The sequence below is a fragment of the Pseudarthrobacter sp. fls2-241-R2A-168 genome (assembly GCF_030209335.1).
Classification (GTDB): domain Bacteria; phylum Actinomycetota; class Actinomycetes; order Actinomycetales; family Micrococcaceae; genus Arthrobacter.
Genome location: NZ_JARVSG010000003.1, coordinates 154,804 through 172,496, shown reverse-complemented (window position 1 = coordinate 172,496; position 17,693 = coordinate 154,804). Strand labels below are relative to the sequence as shown.

The 17,693-nt window shown below is 62.8% G+C and carries 9 protein-coding genes; 3 read left to right on the top strand and 6 right to left on the bottom strand.

All coding sequences use genetic code 11. The features are described from left to right. Positions 1 to 29: 29 nt before the first annotated feature. Both QRN11_RS01405 and QRN11_RS01400 read left to right on the top strand, forming a co-directional pair. A complete protein-coding gene (locus QRN11_RS01405) occupies positions 30 to 1,529 on the top strand; it encodes a lipopolysaccharide biosynthesis protein (RefSeq protein WP_285249572.1) in 1,500 nt (499 codons plus the stop codon). Beyond that, positions 1,510 to 3,099, top strand: coding sequence for a glycosyltransferase (locus tag QRN11_RS01400; protein ID WP_285249571.1), 1,590 nt, complete (start codon positions 1,510 to 1,512; stop codon positions 3,097 to 3,099). The genes QRN11_RS01405 and QRN11_RS01400 overlap by 20 nt, the downstream gene beginning before the upstream one ends. Here the strand turns inward: QRN11_RS01400 and QRN11_RS01395 are convergent. Genes QRN11_RS01395 through QRN11_RS01385 form a run of 3 tightly spaced genes read right to left on the bottom strand, consistent with a single transcriptional unit; the run spans position 3,083 to position 6,583 of the window. Continuing rightward, positions 3,083 to 4,291 carry a glycosyltransferase gene (locus QRN11_RS01395; protein WP_285249570.1) on the bottom strand — a complete coding sequence of 403 codons (1,209 nt, stop codon included), beginning with the start codon at positions 4,289 to 4,291 and terminating at the stop codon, positions 3,083 to 3,085. The genes QRN11_RS01400 and QRN11_RS01395 overlap by 17 nt on opposite strands. Continuing rightward, positions 4,272 to 5,174: a YveK family protein gene (locus QRN11_RS01390; RefSeq protein ID WP_285249569.1), complete on the bottom strand. Its 903-nt coding sequence runs from the start codon at positions 5,172 to 5,174 to the stop codon at positions 4,272 to 4,274. The genes QRN11_RS01395 and QRN11_RS01390 overlap by 20 nt, the downstream gene beginning before the upstream one ends. Continuing rightward, entirely contained in the window at positions 5,171 to 6,583 is a 1,413-nt protein-coding gene (locus QRN11_RS01385; RefSeq protein ID WP_285249568.1) for an O-antigen ligase family protein, read from the bottom strand. Before QRN11_RS01385 ends, QRN11_RS01390 begins: the two co-directional genes overlap by 4 nt. Positions 6,584 to 6,843: 260 nt before the next feature. Between QRN11_RS01385 and QRN11_RS01380 the strand changes: the two genes are divergently transcribed. Next, positions 6,844 to 8,097: a hypothetical protein gene (locus QRN11_RS01380; RefSeq protein WP_285249567.1), complete on the top strand. Its 1,254-nt coding sequence runs from the start codon at positions 6,844 to 6,846 to the stop codon at positions 8,095 to 8,097. A 144-nt stretch (positions 8,098 to 8,241) separates the two neighbouring features. On the opposite strand, the gene QRN11_RS01375 is transcribed toward QRN11_RS01380, so the two are convergent. The 3 genes from QRN11_RS01375 to QRN11_RS01365 form a co-directional block, all read right to left on the bottom strand. Beyond that, positions 8,242 to 13,239 (bottom strand): DUF4082 domain-containing protein, encoded by a 4,998-nt coding sequence (locus QRN11_RS01375; protein ID WP_285249566.1) that lies wholly within the window; start codon positions 13,237 to 13,239, stop codon positions 8,242 to 8,244. A gap of 124 nt (positions 13,240 to 13,363) precedes the next feature. Then, on the bottom strand, positions 13,364 to 16,096 hold the full coding sequence (locus tag QRN11_RS01370) for a WecB/TagA/CpsF family glycosyltransferase (RefSeq protein ID WP_285249565.1): 2,733 nt from the start codon (positions 16,094 to 16,096) through the stop codon (positions 13,364 to 13,366). A gap of 291 nt (positions 16,097 to 16,387) precedes the next feature. After that, a complete protein-coding gene (locus QRN11_RS01365; protein ID WP_285249564.1) occupies positions 16,388 to 17,689 on the bottom strand; it encodes a M18 family aminopeptidase in 1,302 nt (433 codons plus the stop codon). Positions 17,690 to 17,693: the final 4 nt, after the last annotated feature.

Genomic DNA, 17,693 nt, shown 5'->3' with positions numbered 1-17,693 from the left:
CCTTTGAGGACGTCCGTGCGGGGCAGTCGATGAAGCGTCTGGGCCTGGCGTCTGTCCAGGAGGCCGGGCTGCAGCCCGGCGCCCAGCAGAACACGTCCGGTGCCACCTCCGCATTGGCCTGGAGCGTGCTGAACACTGCGGTTGCCCGATTCGGCACGCTGGGGATTGGAATTGTGCTGGCCCGCTTGCTGGGTCCTGACTCGTACGGCAGTTTTGCGGTCGCCATGGTGGCTTTGCTCGCCGTCCTGACCATCAACGAACTGGGCGTCAGCCTCGCCATCGTGAGGTGGCCTGAGGATCCCAAACGGATCGCACCGACCGTGACCACCATCTCGATCCTTTCCAGCGCAGTGCTCTGCGGGGCCGGCCTTGCCGTAGCCCCCTGGTTTGCGGACCGCATGGGCGACCCCGGTGCGACAGACGTGGTCCGCGTCATGGTGTGCTGTGTCCTGGTGAGCGGCGTCGTCGCCACTCCGGCCGCCCTGATGCAACGGGCATTTGACCAGAAAACGAAGATGTTCATCGACCAGGTGAATGTCTGGGTGGGAGCCATCGTCTCAATCTGCCTGGTGTTGATTGGCATGGGCGCGATGAGCCTGGCTCTGGGCCGGCTGGCAGGCACTCTGGCCGGCGGACTACTTTTCGTCCTCAAGTCTCCCCTGCCCGTGCGCATGGGTTTGGATCGGCGGGTCCTGAAGCCGCTGCTGCGGTTCGGACTGCCACTGGCAGGGACCAGCATCATCGTGTTTTGCGTCGGCTACCTGGACCAATTGGTTACTGGCAGCATGCTTGGTTCGGTCATGTTGGGTATGTACGTCCTTGCCTTCAACTTGTCGAGCTGGCCGGTAACCATGTTTTCCCAGCCGCTGCGAAGTGTCGCTCCCGTGGTGCTGGCCCGGTTGCAGCATGACCCCGAAAAAATGCGGTCGACAGTCATGGCCCTGATCGGCGTGCTGGCCTGCGTTGTCTTCCCCGCCATCGCGTTCCTGGCGGCAGAGTCCGAAACCATCGTTCGGATTGTGTACGGAGACGTCTGGGCAGGTGCAAGCGCTGCCCTCTTTTGGCTTGCCATGGTGGCGGGACTCCGTATCCTCTTCGAGTTGATCTACGACTATCTCGTCGTCGCCGGCATGACGGGCTCCATCATGTCCATCCAGGTGTGTTGGCTGATGGCCTTGATACCGGCCCTGTTCCTCGGCGCCACCGCCGGTATCGCCGGCGTTGCCATGGCCCAATTCGTCGTCGTCGCCGCGCTGGTCCTGCCCCTGTATCTCTGGCGGCTGCGGGCCGTCGGTGTCAGGCCGCTCCGCCTGCTCCGTCAGTTGGTGCTGCCTGCTTGCGCCTCGGCACTGCTGTTTGCCGCTCCTGCCCTGTTCGGCCAAATGGAACTGGCTGTTCCATTCGCGCTACTGCTCTCCGCAACGGCTGCCGCCTTCGTCACAGCGGGCCTGCTGTGGTTCAAGCGCGCAGACGTTGCCATCTTGAAGAAACTGGGAAGGAGCGGTGGCCTTGCAGACCATCAGCAGTAACCGGGAAACCTTTGAAGGCCTGGTGGGGACGGCGGGCCTGCTGGCGGCAGCCGGGTTGTGGGAGCGGGCGGCGGTGCAGGCACAGCTCGCCGCCCGCTTCGCCTGGACCGACCACACCGGATACTTCGGCCACCAGGGGCTGGAAGAAGTCCTGGGCAAGCTCCGCTTCTCGATTGCGCAGCCCCCATCCGCGCTGCCGGGGAAGGCGGCCAAGCGGCTTGTTGTCCACGTTGCCACGCAACTGTACGGAACCGGCGGCCATACTCAGAGCATTGCCCACTGGATCCGCCAGGATCCGGGCTCGCGCCATCAACTTGTGGTCACCCGCCAGGGCAGCACCGAATGTCCGGCCAAGATCGCGGCCTGCCTTGCCAGTCCGCGGGACCTGCTCCTCCTGGACCGCCGGCCCGGTGGGCTCATTAAGAGGGCGGCAGCATTGCGGCGGATCATTGCTCGGGCCGACGTCGTTATTGTGCATGCCCATCCGCACGACGTCGTCCCTTCCCTTGCGCTGGGCGTACCGGGTGCGCCTCCCGCCGTCTACGTTAACCATGCCGACCACGTCTTTTGGCAGGGCACATCCGCGGCGGCCATCGTGTTGTGCCTGCGTGCGAGCGGACGCGACCTGACCGTCCACCGCCGGGGAGTGAATGCCGAACGCTGCCTGGTGGCCAATCGGCCGCTCGAACTCGCGTCCGCACGGTCAACTGAGGAATTGCCGAAGCCGGCGGATGCACGGACCTGCTGGGGTGTCGCGGAGAAGGACTTCGTGGTGGTGTCCGCCGCAGCAGGCAGCAAGTACGACCCCGTTGGTCCGGACTCGCTTATCGACTTGTTCCGGTCCTTCCTGCTCCGGCGACCCGCTGCGCGCCTCCTCGTCGCGGGGCCCTCACCCACCGGAGCGTGGGCCGACGCGGCTGCTGCCACCGGCGGAAGGATCCGGGCTGTCGGGAGGCTCGCCAACATCACAACGCTTCTGTCCATCGCCGATGCTTACGTGGACTCATTTCCGTTCGCTTCGCTGACATCAATGCTGGAGGCCGGAGCACATGGCCTGCCGCTGGTGACGTTCAGGGGCCATCCCATTGAATGTGGAGTCCTTGGCTCCGATTCGCCGGGGCTGGAAGACCTTCTTCTCGCGCCGTCGACGCCGGCTGGGTTCGTCTCCGCCCTGACTGAACTGGCTGATTCCGGTTGCACCAGGGCGGCTAGGGGGGCGGCCACTCGCAAGGCAATCGTCGAGGGCCACAGCCCCTCAGCCTGGCGGGAGACGGCGGAATTGGTCTACAACGAAGCCGCCCTGGCGCGAACTGCAGGGGTCGCACCAAGTCCGACCCCCTGGGGAGACGGACCTCTTGACCGGTTGGTGAATTTGGTACAGCAGGAAACCGGCTTTGCCGGCCTGGACGCGGCGTGGGCTGACATCATGCCCTTCCTTGGGACGTCACAACGCATCAAACAGTGGGCGGCCTGGCGGAGGTCACCCCATATGGGCCTCTCACAGTTGGTTCCGGAGCCTAGCCGAGCGTGGGTGTCGGACGCACGCCGGCGCCTTATCCAACCTTCATAGCCAGAGGTATCGACCGGGGGGTGCGGTAGTGGGCCTCCGCGGCATCGACAGCTGGCCCGGTGAGCAGCCACGGTCCCGTATTTTCGTGAAATCCCAGCATGACCCTTCGTCCCGCCAAGGTGCCAGCCACTTCACCGGCCATATCAAAGCTGATATTGGTAACAGCAACTGTGGAATCCGGCGCCTGGGCGGCCACCAGGGCAGCTAGGGTCCCGTCAGACACTGCCAGGAAGGTGAACCGGACTCCGCGTCGGCTCAGCTCCAAAGGGTTGTCCAGTTCATGCCCTCCGGCACTGCCGGGAAGCGTATTTATCACGGTTGCAGTGCTGACACCGGCGGCGGTACAAATGTCATCGATGTCCCGGCGAAGGTCGCCAAGGACCGTCACTGGCCGCAATGGGGATCGGCTGCGGAGCTTATGGGCGGAGATGGATTCCCGGAGCCACCGATATCGCCACTTCTGCGCATTCACCAAGCCGGCAAGGATGGAGGGTACTCCCGCGCGGTGCTGCACCGTACCGCACGTAGTCACGATGGGCAGCTGATCGGGATACGCTTCGGCTATCCACTGATGTGCCTCAGCCAGCCGGTCCAGATTAACGGTGAGGCTGTTATGGGTCAGGGGAATATTGGCCACAACCACCCGCTTGCCGGTTGACCGGAGGCGGGCTCCGTACTCAACAGCGTAGGCGTGCCATGACAGGTCCGGTTCCTGGCTGAGCGGCTGCCTGCGGATTTGGTCCCGCCGGACCATGAACAGGACTTCATCCAGGCTGTCCACATCAACAAGGCCGGGTTCCTGGCGACCGGATAAAACGATCCGGTCGCGGATCAGCCCCAGGAGGCGGCCGTCTCCGGTCATTCCGGTTGCCCCGACCATGCCCAGTGACAGATCTTCCGTGAGGGCAGCGGCGACCTTCTCCAGCGCGGGGATGGAGTGGAGGAATACGTCCTGGTGGACAAAAACCACCACATCGTTGCGTGCCAACGCCGCACCATGGTTCAAAGCGGCGCCGGCGGAGGAAAACTGCCGTTCCGTATTATCCACGGGCAGGTATTCGAGGTCCGTCGCCTCGGGAAGGCCTGCCTCAACGGAAGCCGTAAGGCACTCCTGGAGTACTGCGGGGTTATTGAAGACGCAGACAACCGAGACCGGAATCCGCTGCTTCCGGTCAACGTTTGACGGGGACATCAGAGCCTCGTTCCTCAAAGGAAAGGTCCTGTAGCTCGTGCTGAGCCATCAGGAAGGGTGAATCATGCACCGTTGCGGCCACGTATTTCCTGGGTTTCCGGTCCTCTACCAGCCGCGGCGTCACAGGGGTGCTGATATCTGGTTCCCTTTCGTGATCCTGGCCGGAGCCGGCCGGAGCGGCGTCGCGGTCCTCGGAGCGCCTGCGCCGGGAAGCGGGCTTGGGCCTGGCTGTGGCGATCTTTCTGGCAGCCCGCGAAGCTTCCAGCATCCTGGCAATCGAGACAGCGCCGAACAGGAGGATAACCCCGCCAATCAGCACCACAATCATCGAACGGAGGCGGCTGGAGAACTGTTCTGTTGCTTTACTGGGCGGGTCGATCTGAAGGGCTGTGAACAGGTAGCGGTCATCGGCCCCGTTAACTTTCTGTGCATCCCGCAATGTGGTAACGAGACGCTGGCCCAAGGCTTCCACGGTTGTTATGGCCGACTGCGGGCTGGATCCCGTGGCCTCCATCCGGACGAGTTGGCCCGCACCAGTGGTGGCCGGAAGGGTCACTGTGTAATCCGGTGACAGCCCGGTGGCCTTGAGCGAGTCAACGACGTCGGTCGAACTCAATTTCGTCGCCATCACCTGCGTGATCAGTGAGCTGTCCGCCGAGCGCAGGTACGGGTTGTCCGAGTTTGCGGTGGCGAGTGCGGGGTCGGTGCGCATTTCCTCCACGGTGGGCACCCGTGGCGTCACCAGGACGTAGACAGTGGAAGCCATGTAGCTTCGGGGCGCGTAGAAAAAGACGTAGGCGGCCGCTACAAGGGTGAGCACCAAGACGGTAATCATCGAGACCTTGTGGCGCCACAGGATTTTGAGAACCGAGACGGGAGTCATGGGAGCCTTTCAGATTCTGCAAGGCGGGGGCCTTGTTCCTTGGTAGTCGGGCCAAGAGCGCGCCGTTCTCTGGCGACGAGCAACCAGACCGTCCCGGAGAGCCCGACGCAAATCGGGTATACGAGTGCCAGCACAGGGAAGCCCAGGGAGTCAAAAGCGGCTGACGCCGGGGCGGCCGCCAGGCAGGCGGCCGCTACTGCTGCAGCGAGTGTCTTGAGGCGTTCTTCCTTGGCGTTAAACGCCGCCAGCCAGGCCGCGATCCCCGGAACGACCATGTACAGAAGGAGTGCCACGAATCCCGGTACGCCCATTTCGACGATCGTTTTCAGGTACTGGTTGTCCAGTACCTCGATGGCGTTCCGCGTCAGGTACGCCCCCGGGCCTATTCCAAGCCAGGGCCGGGCGGACACCATGGCTTCAACCCTGGGATAATCCTCGAGCCTTGCCGTGATGGAAGGGTCTGCCGTTCCCGCTGTTACTGATCCAAACAGCGTTGCAACGAACCCGGGCACCGCCAGGAACATGAGCGTGGCAGCCCCTGCGAACCCCAGGACTGTCCACTGTCTGGACCTGGACGGCAGGAAGGGCAAGAAGACCAAGGCCACGGTGAGGACCCCCAAGACCGCGGAGCGGGAGACCGTCGCGGCGATGGCGAACACGATGAATCCGGTCCCTGCCCAGTGCATCCATTTGCGGCCCGCCCTGTCATACAGCGCCCGCCACAGGGACAGTGGAAGGAGCATGGAAGCCAGGACCCCCAGCTCGATGGGATGGAACGTGCTGCCGGCAACCCGGAGGAAGCTTCCCCGTTCCTGGAAAGGCTGATTTCCGCCGTTGTCCTTAAAGCCGGGCAGTACCCCTTGGAACCACTCCATGGGATCCACGTGCACGGTGAACTGGAACGCCGCCACGATGCTGCAGAACACTGCACCGCGCAAGAGCGCACGGACCAGCACCATCGCGGCGTCAACCGTCCGCGTCGTCTCAGTCGTCACCAGCATAAGACCGGACGAGGCGACCATCAGTAACATCCAGCGGTCCGCACTCGCCCGCATTGCATCCGTGGTTTCCCCGCTGATACCGCCATACATCGCGGCGTAAGAGGCACAGGACATCGCAAAGAGGAAGATCAGCACGAACCGGCCTGGATGCTCCCGGTCGATGGTCTTGTGCAGGCCCAGCATCACGGACGTTACCCACAGCGCGAAAACAAGCAACGCGAGTATGTGTGCCACATAGCCGGCGGCACCCAGCGGTTCCAACACCAAATTGGAGGGAAAAACAAAACAGGCCAACGCCGTCACCCGCAGGAGCAGTGGTGGATTTTGGTCCACGTCTTCAAGACGCAGGGGGGCGTCCAGCCGGACTTCCGGGCCCAGCACGAATGGAGCTGGCAGATGTTTTCCCATGACCCCCCAATCTTCCTGCCGGGGTTGAAATACCTTATACACGCAATGTTCAGGGTGATAGCGTAGCTTCAAAATTCATTATTTGTCGCCGCATAATTTCCTTTTATCCAGTATGCCATTTGTCCCATGATTTTACGACAGGAAATGCCATGAAAAACCGGTTCACTGCACCCGGACTAACCGCTCAGGACATGCGCAATCCCACAAAATTTCTCAAAAAAACCACAATTGCATTGACTTGTCTCTTAGGAGCGTCATGCATGTCGTCGAGCGCCTTTACGGCGGCCTCAGGAATAGCTCAAGATCCCCTTCCCAAGGGAATCAGCGTCCTGGGCGTGGACGGCGGACCGGGCTTTTACGGGAAGTTCTCGCCAACCTTGCCGGCTGACCAAAATTTCTTTCCTATTGGGGTTTGGTTTGAAAGCGTACTGCAGGAATCGGATGTCGCGGTGGACCGGGATGCCGGCCTGAACACCTACATACAACTCACGGAGGACTCGAATGTGGAGCTTGTGCGAAACAGCGGCCTTCATGCCCTCCCCTCCACGGTGGTTCCAGATGCTTCCGGATTCCTGGTCTCCGATGAAGTGGACATGTGGGCGGGCGGGGGGCACTCGACGTGGACCGGCAGGTCACAAGGCGAAGGCGTCATCTGTGATCCCGCCGGCTCCGAATGCGGCTACACCATCCAGGAAACCCTGGTGAAACTATTCCCGCCCCAGGCCCTCCTCTATTCCAATTACGGCAAGGGCGTCACGTTCCAGCTGAAGAATCCGCAGGCCGCCCAATTTGTCAACGGCTACCAGGATGTCGTCTCCGCGGATAACTACTGGTTCACGGATCCCTACATTTGCAGCCACGTGGAGGGCGGGGCCGTCTTCGCCGACGGGCGCGACCTCAGCGACGCGGAATGCCGTACCGGCGCACACTACGGCTGGACGGTTGACCGGGTACGGTCCCTTGTCCAGCCCGCCGGTTCGAAGCCGGTATGGGCATTTGTTGAAGTGGGCCACCCGTTTTCCGAAAGTGATTCGCTCACCATCAGTCCCGCCCAGCTTCGGTCGGCGGTGTGGAGCAGCCTCATCCACGGTGCCAGGGGAATCGTCTATTTCAACCACAACTTCGGTGGCCAATGCCAGTCCCAACATGTGCTGCGGGATGAATGTGGAACCGGCATTCGTCCTACAGTGACGGCGGTAAATCACCTCATCACCAAACTGGCTCCGGTGCTTAATTCAGATTCGATAACCGGACTCGTTACCGCGAGCAGTGAGGACATCGATTACTCCGTGAAAGCCAGTATGGGCCACTTTTATGTCTTTGCGGCATCTACGCGTCCCGGTTCCCAAAGGGTGACCTTCTCTGTAGCCTGCGGCAGGCCAAATCAGGCAGAGGTGCTGGACGAAAACCGCTCAGTAGCAGTGGCAAACCACACCTTTGCAGACACCTTCAGCGACGCCGAAGCGGTGCACATCTACCGCCTCGACGGTGGAAACACCTGCGGTCTGGGCTAAAGGCCATATCTTCCGGCATCGTGGAGAACATCTGGCGAAGGTTGGTCGCAACGATCCTCTTCGTCTATCCCTGGCGCGGGCGGGCCCGCAACGCCGGAGTGCGCCGCGGGCCCTCAAAACAACCCTGCCTCTAGTCCTCGCCTGCTAGGGGATGGTGACTTCCACATCCACCCAGTAGTTGGTGGCATTCCACGTGTTGCCGGGGAACCCTCCTGCGCCGTAGGCATAGATGCCATTGGGACCGCTGGTACCATCCGCCAAGCCATGGAGGATGCCACTGTCCGCCGACTTCCCCGCGAAGAATGCACCATCTGCGGAGTAATAGCCATTGGGCGCCAGGTAGGAAACCACATAGACCGTGTTGGCGCTGATGGGAATCGGCGTCGCGAACGTTGCCCGCTGCCATCCCGAAGCGCCCTCGTTGGTGAACGTTACCGATTCCAGCAGTTGGCCACCTGAGGTCCAGAGTTTGCCTACATGCGTACCCGTGTTCTGCGGTCCCTTGTAGAACCGGACGGCCGTCACGGTGGCGTTGGTATCCGACGAGAACTTCATGCCCAGTTCCACGGATGAGTTGTCCTGGGCGGTGACGGTTGATGGAACCGCCGTGGGTGCGAAGACGCTGCAGGGGCAGCCGGTCGTTGGCTGCGGGGCCGTGGTGAACGACCAGGTGTAGGGCGATGCCATTGCCTGTCCGTTGCTTCCCGTGGCCCCGGATACCGTGGCCGTGAACGTTGTGCTGTAGGCCAGTGCGGCGGCGGGGGTGAACATAGAGGTGTTGGTTAACGTGTCGTAACTGAGGGAGCCGGGCACGTTGGTGTTCCCAGCGTCCTTGACGTTGAAGGCCACGGTGCTTGGGTCAACTGCCCTGTCATATGTCGCCTTCACCGAAGTGTTGGCGGCGATATTCGTGGCACCAGAGGTCGGGGAGGTGGATGAAACCGTCGGCACGCTGACCGAAGAGGACCCGTTCAGCACCACATCGACCCAGTAGTTGGCGTTGTTGTAGCTGCTGGAAGGGAACGCGGAGGTGCCGTAGCGGTACACGCCGTTGAGTCCGTCCACCCCGCTGGCAAGGCCGTGAAGCGGATAGTTATCCACGCCGTTCGTGAAGAACGCTCCATCCGCCGAGTAGTGGCCGTTGGGTGCGTAGTAAGAGACGATGTACGTCGTGTTCGACTGGATTGCCACAGGGGTGGAGAAGTTTGCCTGCTGCCAGCCGGACCCCGACTCTCCGGTAAAGGTCACGCTTGCCAGCAACTGGCCTCCACTTGTCCAGAGCTTTCCGGTATGCGTCCCGGTGTTTTGGGAACTCTTGTAGAAGCGGACGCCGGTGACGTTCCCGGCAATGTCGGACCGGAATTTCATGCCGAGTTCAACCGAAGATCCGTCTGGCTGGTCAATCGTTCCGGGCAGTGCACTTGAGGCAAAGACGCTGCATGGGCAAGTAGGCGTGGGTTGGGCCACTGTGGTGAAGGTCCACGTGTACGGTGCGGTCATCACCTGGCCCGCCGCGTTCGTCGCCCCGCTGACGGTGGCTGTGTAGGTGGTGTTGTAGGCCAAGGCGGAGCCCGGCGCGAACGTCACGGTGTTGCCTGAGTAGCTGCTGCTGCCCGTGATCCTGGTGGTCCCGGCCTGGAGGGTGAAAGTAATGCTGCTGGCGGCAACCACTTGGTTGAATGTGGCGCTTGGTGACGTGTTCACGCCAATCGCCGCCGCCTTGTCTGCCGGCAGCGTGGACGCCACTGCGGGTGGAACAGGGGCGGTTGCGGTGGTAAACGTCCAAGAGTATGGGCTTGCCATCGCTTGGCCCGAACTGCTTGCGGCGCCGCTGACTGTTGCCGTGTAGGTGGTGTTGTACGTCAGCGGGCTGCTGGGCGCGAAAGTGGAGGTGTTGGTTGCGGAGCTGTAGCTGGTTGTCCCCGGTACCGAGTTCAGTGACGGATCCAGCACATTGAAGACCACCGAGGTGGGCGCCACTGCCTGGTTAAAGGTGGCGGACGGCGTCGCGGAGATGGGCACTCCAGTGGCTTGGTTTGCCGGCGACGTACTGCTGACGGCCGGGGCGGGAGGTGGCGCCCCGGTGGTGAACGTCCAGCTGTAGGGGCTGGCCATTGTTTGTCCTGCCGAATTGGTGGCACCGCTCACGGTGGCGGTGTATGTGGTGCTGTAGGCCAAGGCGGCAGAAGGCGTGAAGGTTACGGTGCCCGAGCTGTAGGCAGCGACACCCGCTACTGACGAGTTGTCCGGCTTCTTGAGCGTAAAGGTGATGCTGCCGGCCGTGACGGCCTGGTTAAAGGTGGCCGACGGCGTCGCGGAGATGGGCACTCCAGTGGCTTGGTTTGCCGGCGACGTACTGCTGACGGCCGGGGCGGGAGGTGGCGCCCCGGTGGTGAACGTCCAGCTGTAGGGGCTGGCCATTGTTTGTCCTGCCGCATTGGTGGCACCGCTCACGGTGGCGGTGTATGTGGTGCTGTAGGCCAAGGCGGCAGAAGGCGTGAAGGTTACGGTGCCCGAGCTGTAGGCAGCGACACCCGCTACTGACGAGTTGTCCGGCTTCTTGAGCGTAAAGGTGACGCTGCCGGCCGTGACGGCCTGGTTAAAGGTGGCCGACGGCGCTTTGGTGATTGCGACGTTGGTGGCTGCATTGGCAGGATCGGTTGAAGAAACTGACGGCGCCACTGATGCCGACGGAACGAACTTGACATCGACCCAGTAGTTTTCAGCGTTGTACGAGGACTGCGGGAACACGCTGCTTGCGCCGTAAGTGTAGACCCCGTTGCCCGAGCTGGGAGTGTTTCTCAGCCCGTGCAGCACTCCGCTGTCCAGGGATGAGTGCCCGGCAGGCATGGGCGAGGGGTTTGGATACATGAATCCGGCAGCCTGCGCATAGTGTCCTTGCGGAGCGAAGTAGGAAACCACGTAGATGGTGTTTGCCGTAATAGCCACGGGATTGGCGAAGTTGACAGTTTGCCAGCCGGTTGCCGTCTCGCCGGTGAAGGTTGCCGTGGCCAGCCGGGTTCCACTCGACGTCCACAAGCTACCAACGTGCGTTCCCTTGTTCAGGCTTGACTTATAAAAGGAGACGCCGGTGACGGTTCCCGCGGCCTGGGCGGTGAACTTCATCCCAACTTCTACACTTCCGCCATCACCGGAATCAGGTGTAGCTGGGACCATACTGGACCCGAAGATCGAGCAAGGGCACGAAACATTGACAGAAGCCCCGGACCCCGGTACCTCGATATTGCCTGAATCGTCCGTTGCGCGGGTCTTCACGGCTACGGCCGGACTGCCGTGGGCTGTCCAGGTGTACGACCAGTTGGTGGTGCCCGTCGCCGGGCGCCACGTAGTTCCACCGTCAGTGGAGACTTCGACGCCGGCGACAACCCCGCCGACATCCGACGCCGTTCCTGACACAGTGACGCTGGAGCCGTCGGCCAGGGTCTGGCCGTTCAGTCCCGGGGTGATGGTCGATACTGGGCTGGTTGTGTCGGTGGTCTTTGACGCAGCCACCAGTCCCGTCAACAACGTGGTCGGTTGCACGCCCATATCGGCAAACAGGTTGACGGTGGCCTGCTGCATGTTCTTGTCGGGAGTGCTGTTGGGAATGGTGAAATTGTCCAGTCCGTAGGCCCACTGCACTGTACCCGCGCCAAAAACAAGCGCGCCGCTGGGAGCGCGGTACATGATCAGATTGTGCGTTTGCGTGGATGCGGCAGTGGTGCTGCCATAGTCGGTGAACGCCTCGGGCACGGAAACGGTAGTTGACGACAGTTTGAAGGCGCCGGCGGGCCGAAATCCGTTGTCGGCGTCGATGTCCCACTCGTAGCCCAGCGTGTCCAAGCCGGCTCCGAGGGTGAGTGACTGTGTTCCGGTCAGTTTGGCAGCTGCGGTGTTACGCCATAGCCGCATGTTGGCGTACTGGGCAGGAACTTTGATATCCGCCGAGCCGGAATTGACCAGGAAGAACTGGCCGGTCAAGGAGTTCTCCGGGTTTCCGCCGCCGGACGCCGTGCCAAAACGCGGGTCACGCCAGGTCCCCGTCCATTCCACGGGGTCTACCGGCGTGTTGTAGTGGGTATCTTTGTAGGACACCACTGTCCGGCCGGCAGTCTGGCTGCCATCAATCGAGGCCTCCCAACGCGTGCGCCAGAACGCTTCGTTGCCGCTGAAGAACGCCAGGTTGACTCCTGCATTCCGGGCGGCCTCCACATTGGTTCGTTGTGTTCCACTCCAGTATTCGTCGTGTCCGGAGGACACGAACATCTTGTGGTTGAGCAGCAGGGTACCGCGCGTTGCCGTATCCAGGCCGCTCATGTAGCTGACGTCATAACCATTCGCCTCAAGGAACCGGATCATCGGGTACTCCGTGTCCATCAGCCAGCTGTGGCCTTGGTCGCCGGTGGAAAGAAACGGCCGGTTATAGGACACCTTGAACGCTGACTTGTAGGCCTGCGGATTCCCGGTGGGGCATGCCACGGTGCATTGGTAAAGGCTGTTGCCGCCGTAGGTGTTGTAGGCCTGCCATGTCGTGTCGGAGGTCTGCACCACAATGCCACTCCTGCTGGCGTCATTGCGGACCACGAACGGAATCATGCTGTCCCCGCCCGTATCGTTCCGGATGAGATGGGCAAAGTACACGCCCGAGACAGCGGATGCCGGCACTGACCAGGACGCGGAAACGCCCCAGTTTCCGCAGTCAACGAGGCCCGTGCCGGGCTGGGTCAGGCAAGCGGGCTGGGTCTGGGGCAGCTTTGCCGTCAGTGGAATACTTGCGGCTATCTTCCGGGCCCCGTTTCCCTGGTAGTAGCCAAACCGAAGAATATCGATGCGGTAGGCGCTGGCTGTTGTCTTGATCTTGAAGCTGATGGATTCGCCCAGGTTGACGCTCATTGCGGTTCCGAACCCCTGGATGGATGAGTCGCCGGATCCGGTGACTTCCCAGTCCGAGGAAGGCGTGCCGGGCAGTGAATTTTCACAGGCGACGGCGCTGGCAACAGGGGGCGTGCAGGCGTCGGCATGGGCCGCAGGTGCCTGAGAAAGCGTGGCACTGAAAGAGAGCATCGCGGCGATAAGGAATAGTACGGAAAAACTTGCTGCCGCACGTAGCCTGCCTTCAGCGGGCTTTGATTTTGCAAACACTTTAACTCCAGTTCGAGACGTGAATAGCCATTGGGTGCCAGGTGCCTGCCACTACCCGAATCAAAGGAAATAGGCGGCCAGTTAGGAATACGGAATAAAGACTCGTCAGGGTAATTCCTCGAATTCAGCCACAGCCCTCTCCCCCTGGCTGCAATTCATAATTACGGCTGCTGTCGTCCCGCTCCCATGCGGGGTCTTTTCGGCGTTGGGCCGCACGGCCGGCAAGGGCGAAAGCGGCATACACGATGGCATCCATCGCGGAGCCGGTGCCCTTGATTGAATGTGCCAGTTGCCATACTGTCCTTCCCGCATGGGCACCTGGAACATCGCGGAGTTCGCCATTTCCGCGATACACGCGCTTCAGGGTGGCCAGCAGTGCCCTGCCGGTCCGTGGTGTACGGACAGTCACCGGCTGGCAGGCGATGGTCTCTTTTTCGGAGGCAGCGAACAATCGGTCAATGTAGCAGTCGTCCGCGGTGACGGACGGGAATTCGCCGAGCCGTTCATGACCCTTGCGGTTCAGGCCGTAGATGCCGGCGCCCCACATTGACGCTGATGCCTGTGGAAGACGATTGCGTGCCCTGTAGTAGGCGCGGACCGTCCATGAGGCGCCTGCGGTGTCGTAGGTGAAGGCGGGCCGGGCGCACAGAGGCCCGTTGTCGTCCGAAAGTGCCGACAGTGTTGCGCGCAACGCTGCCGCAGGCACCTCGATATCGGCGTCAACATATAACCGCGGCCAGCGGTTGACGGCTTGGTCGCCGGCGTTAAGGGCAGCAGTCTTGGATGCCTCCTCCACACAAACTACCCGAACGCCAGATACGGAACCGGCTACGGCCTCTGTCCCGTCAGTGCATCCGTTGCAGGCAACGACCACGTCCACGTTTCCGCTGGCCATGGGCGCTTTGAGTGCTTCCAGCGTCCGTCCCAGCACTGACGCCTCGTTGTGCGCCGGAATGATGACGACGCCGGAGGGAAATTCCTCTTCATCCTGCTCCGGGCGTCCCGGGTGGGCAACAGCGTGGGGCAGGTCAGCCCAGCGGGACTCCCTGGCAATGAGTCCCAGGATTCCCCAATGGGCCGGCAGCGGTGCCCGCAGCAGGGCAGAAAGCACGACGGCGGCACGGAAAGCGCGGGCGTAGCTTCCGTGATGGAATTTGCGGACATATCGGATCCTGTTCGCACCCATGAGCGCATCCAGGGACGGCGAACTCCCGGACGCACCGCGGGAGTGGACCATGGCTGCCGCGGGCTCGAACCAAACGGCTGACTTGAGGTCCCGGACCCGGTGCAGGTAATCGGTCTCTTCGGAGTACAGGAAGTAGGACTCGTCCCAGCCCCCAACCTGCTCCACGATGTCGGCGCGGATCAGCAGCGCGGCCCCCGTGGCCCAGTCCACCTTGTGCGCGTGGGCGTAGCTTTCCGCGTCGAAGTCCATCTCCGAAAGCCACCCCGGACGCCCTTGTAACCTGCTTCCGAGGACGGCGTCACCGAGAGCACGCGAAATGCTGGGCTCCCGGCGGAGGGAGGGGTAGATGCTTCCGTCATCGTCGCGCAATAGCGGCACCACCACTCCCGCGCCCGTGCTCTCCATGGACCTCCGCAAAGCCAGGATTGCCCCGGGGCAGAGCCTGAGATCAGGATTCAGGACCAGGTATGCGTCCGCGCTTCCCGCTTTCGAGTAGGCCGCATTGATCCCCCCCGCGTACCCAAGGTTTCCACCCGTAGCAAAGGCGACCACACCCGAAAACTCCGTCAGGCGGGAAAGTGTCTCCGGGTCCGGCGAGTTATCTGCAATCACCACCTTGATGGACTGATCCCGGGTCTGGAGCCGGAGGCTCTCCAGCAGACCACACACATCCGCGCCATTGTTGTAGGTCACCACCAGCGCGGCAACGTCGGCGTGTACGTCCGTGGGGGTGAAGCCGTTGGTGGCGGCGCGGGCCCCCTGCAAGGCGGCGGAAGCGGGTTCAGGGGTACGGCCCACAGTAGCTCCGGACGCACTGTCGGCACTGTGCCGGTGAAGCTTCAGGAAAGCCTCCGGCCCCTCCACGACGTACCGTTTGGCAAGCCGTCGCGGCTCCAAAGCCAGCCGCCATGCCCATTCAAGGCCTAAGTTGCTTACTCGGGTGGGAGCGCGCCGTACGTGGCCTGCGAGAAAATCGATGACGGCGCCGAACGCAAGCAGAACCTTGGCACCGGTTAGCTCTCCGTGCTGCCCGATCCAGAGTTCCTGCCGTGGTTTACCCAAACAGACCACCAGGATGTCCACTCCCGCGGCCCGGATGTCCGCACACAATTCCATGGAGGCGGCGGAATCAGTTAGCACCTGGCGGGGCGGAGCCCACCACCCGGCCACCCGAAGGGACGGCCGCTCTGCTTCAAGTCGCGCGGCAGCCAGCTGCTGTGCTTCCCGGCTCCCGCCCAGGAACCCGACGGACCGCCCCTGCGCCGCGGCGTCGTCGAGAATCTGCCCGATCAGGTCACTTCCTGCAAGGCGGGGCCACCGATGGCCCGTGAGCTTCTCCGCTTTGGCCACAAGGGGGGCGCCGTCCAGCAGGGTCAGCCACTGCAGTGGCGGAATCTCAAGCGTGCCTTGCCAACGACTGCCGGTCCCGAAGTGGTTAACGTGGTCCAGGTTCGCTGACAACACCCCCAAGGGGACATGAGCGTCGCCTGCGGCATGCTCCCTGATGACCGCCAAGGCGTCGTCGCGGCTCATCAGATCCACGCTAACGCCACCGAGGGTGACAGTCCGTTTCAGCGGGCCCTCGAGGGCTGTTGCTCCCCGCGATGCCACCAAGCCGGCCATTCCCAGTTTGTGGATGCTGCGGGGCAGGCGTCCAAGTGCAGATGTCATTCCGGCTCCATGGTCACAGCGCAGGAGCACATCAGCTGGAAAAGGGGTCTGCACTCCCCGTTTCAGCCGCGCACCGGTCACCCGGCACGGCACCTGTCGCATCTGTCAGTTGTCGACGGATGCCATCGGTTGGCAGGACTGCGAGGAGCTGGTACCCGGCCCGGAACCGTGGGCCGGATACCCAACGGCATCCGTGTTTCCCAACCGTAGGCCGGGGGGCGCCTCGCCGGGGCCTTGGGGCCGACGTGTGTGGCTTTCCGCATCACCTTTGTGGCGGAAGCCGGGCAGGACCTACACGGCGGTCCGGAAAAACAGCTCCGCCACGGCAGCCAGCCGCCGCGGGTCCTCCACACCGCACAGTTCCCGCGCGGAGTGCATCGAAAGCAGGGGAACCCCCACGTCCACCGTCCGGATCCCCAGCCGGGTTGCGGTCAGCGGCCCGATGGTGGAACCGCACGGGATCGCGTTGTTGGATACGAACTCCTGATAGGGCACGCCGGCCTCACCACAGAGCCGCGCCCACAGCGCCGCACCGGCCGCATCGGTGGCATACCGCTGGTTCGCGTTGATTTTCAGCAGCGGCCCGCCGTTGAGGACCGGATGGTTGGCGGGGTCATGCCGCTCGGCATAGTTCGGGTGCACCGCGTGCCCCGCATCAGCAGAAACACAGAACGACGCCGCCAGCGCCTGCCGCCGCTGGCTCACCGTCGCGCCAAGTCCGTCAGAGATACGCACCAGGACATCCTCGAGGATGGGCCCGCAGGCCCCAGAACGCGAGTTGGACCCAATCTCCTCATGGTCGAAGGCGGCCAGAACGGCGACTGGGCCGCCAGAGGATGCCGAAGAAGCCTGCTCCATCAAAGCCACCAGCCCCGCATGCGTGGAGGAAAGATTATCCAGCCGCCCGGACGCGAAGAACTCCCCATTCCCCCCGAAAACCGCAGGCGCCTGCGTGTCCGCGACCACGACGTCGTACCCGCCAATCTGCCCGGGATCAACGGAGGCCCCGGAGACAGAAGAAGCCAGCACCGCCAGCAGGTCGAAATCAGAAGGGTTCCCGAGTCCCCATACCAAGTTCATGTGCCGCTGCTTGTCCAGCGTCAAGCCTTCATTCACGGCCCGGTCCAGATGGATGGCCAGTTGCGGGAAGCGCAGCAGGGGCCCGGTAGCGGCCAGGTGCTCGGTGCCGTCCAGCATCACCAGCCGGCCGGCGAGCTGCAGCTCCCGGTCCAGCCAGGAATTCAGCAGCGGCCCGCCGTACACCTCCACACCTGCCTGCAGCCAGCCGTGCGCACCGGTAGTCGGCTTGGGCTTGAGCTTGAAGGAGGGCGAATCGGTGTGCGCCCCCAGGATGTTGAACCCCGTGGTAGGGCCGGCACCCTCCGGCACCACCCACGCGATCAGCGCACCGTCTCGGATCACAAAAAACGAACCGGCGCCGCCTTCCCAGGGCTCCAGTTCATCCAGCCGGACAAAGCCGGCCTCCACCAGACGCCGCGCCGCTTCGTGCACCGCGTGAAAGCTCGACGGCGATGCGCTGACATACGCGCCAAGGTCCTGGATGTGGTCTGCAGCGGAGGAAAGAGAAGGCATGCTC

Coding starts and splice junctions, on each gene's coding strand:
- QRN11_RS01405 (WP_285249572.1), top strand. CDS start 30: ATGAAGCGTCTGGGCCTGGCGTCTGTCCAGGAGGCCGGGCTGCAGCCC.
- QRN11_RS01395 (WP_285249570.1), bottom strand. CDS start 4,291: ATGTCCCCGTCAAACGTTGACCGGAAGCAGCGGATTCCGGTCTCGGTT.
- QRN11_RS01390 (WP_285249569.1), bottom strand. CDS start 5,174: ATGACTCCCGTCTCGGTTCTCAAAATCCTGTGGCGCCACAAGGTCTCG.
- QRN11_RS01385 (WP_285249568.1), bottom strand. CDS start 6,583: ATGGGAAAACATCTGCCAGCTCCATTCGTGCTGGGCCCGGAAGTCCGG.
- QRN11_RS01380 (WP_285249567.1), top strand. CDS start 6,844: ATGTCGTCGAGCGCCTTTACGGCGGCCTCAGGAATAGCTCAAGATCCC.
- QRN11_RS01370 (WP_285249565.1), bottom strand. CDS start 16,096: ATGACATCTGCACTTGGACGCCTGCCCCGCAGCATCCACAAACTGGGA.
- QRN11_RS01365 (WP_285249564.1), bottom strand. CDS start 17,689: ATGCCTTCTCTTTCCTCCGCTGCAGACCACATCCAGGACCTTGGCGCG.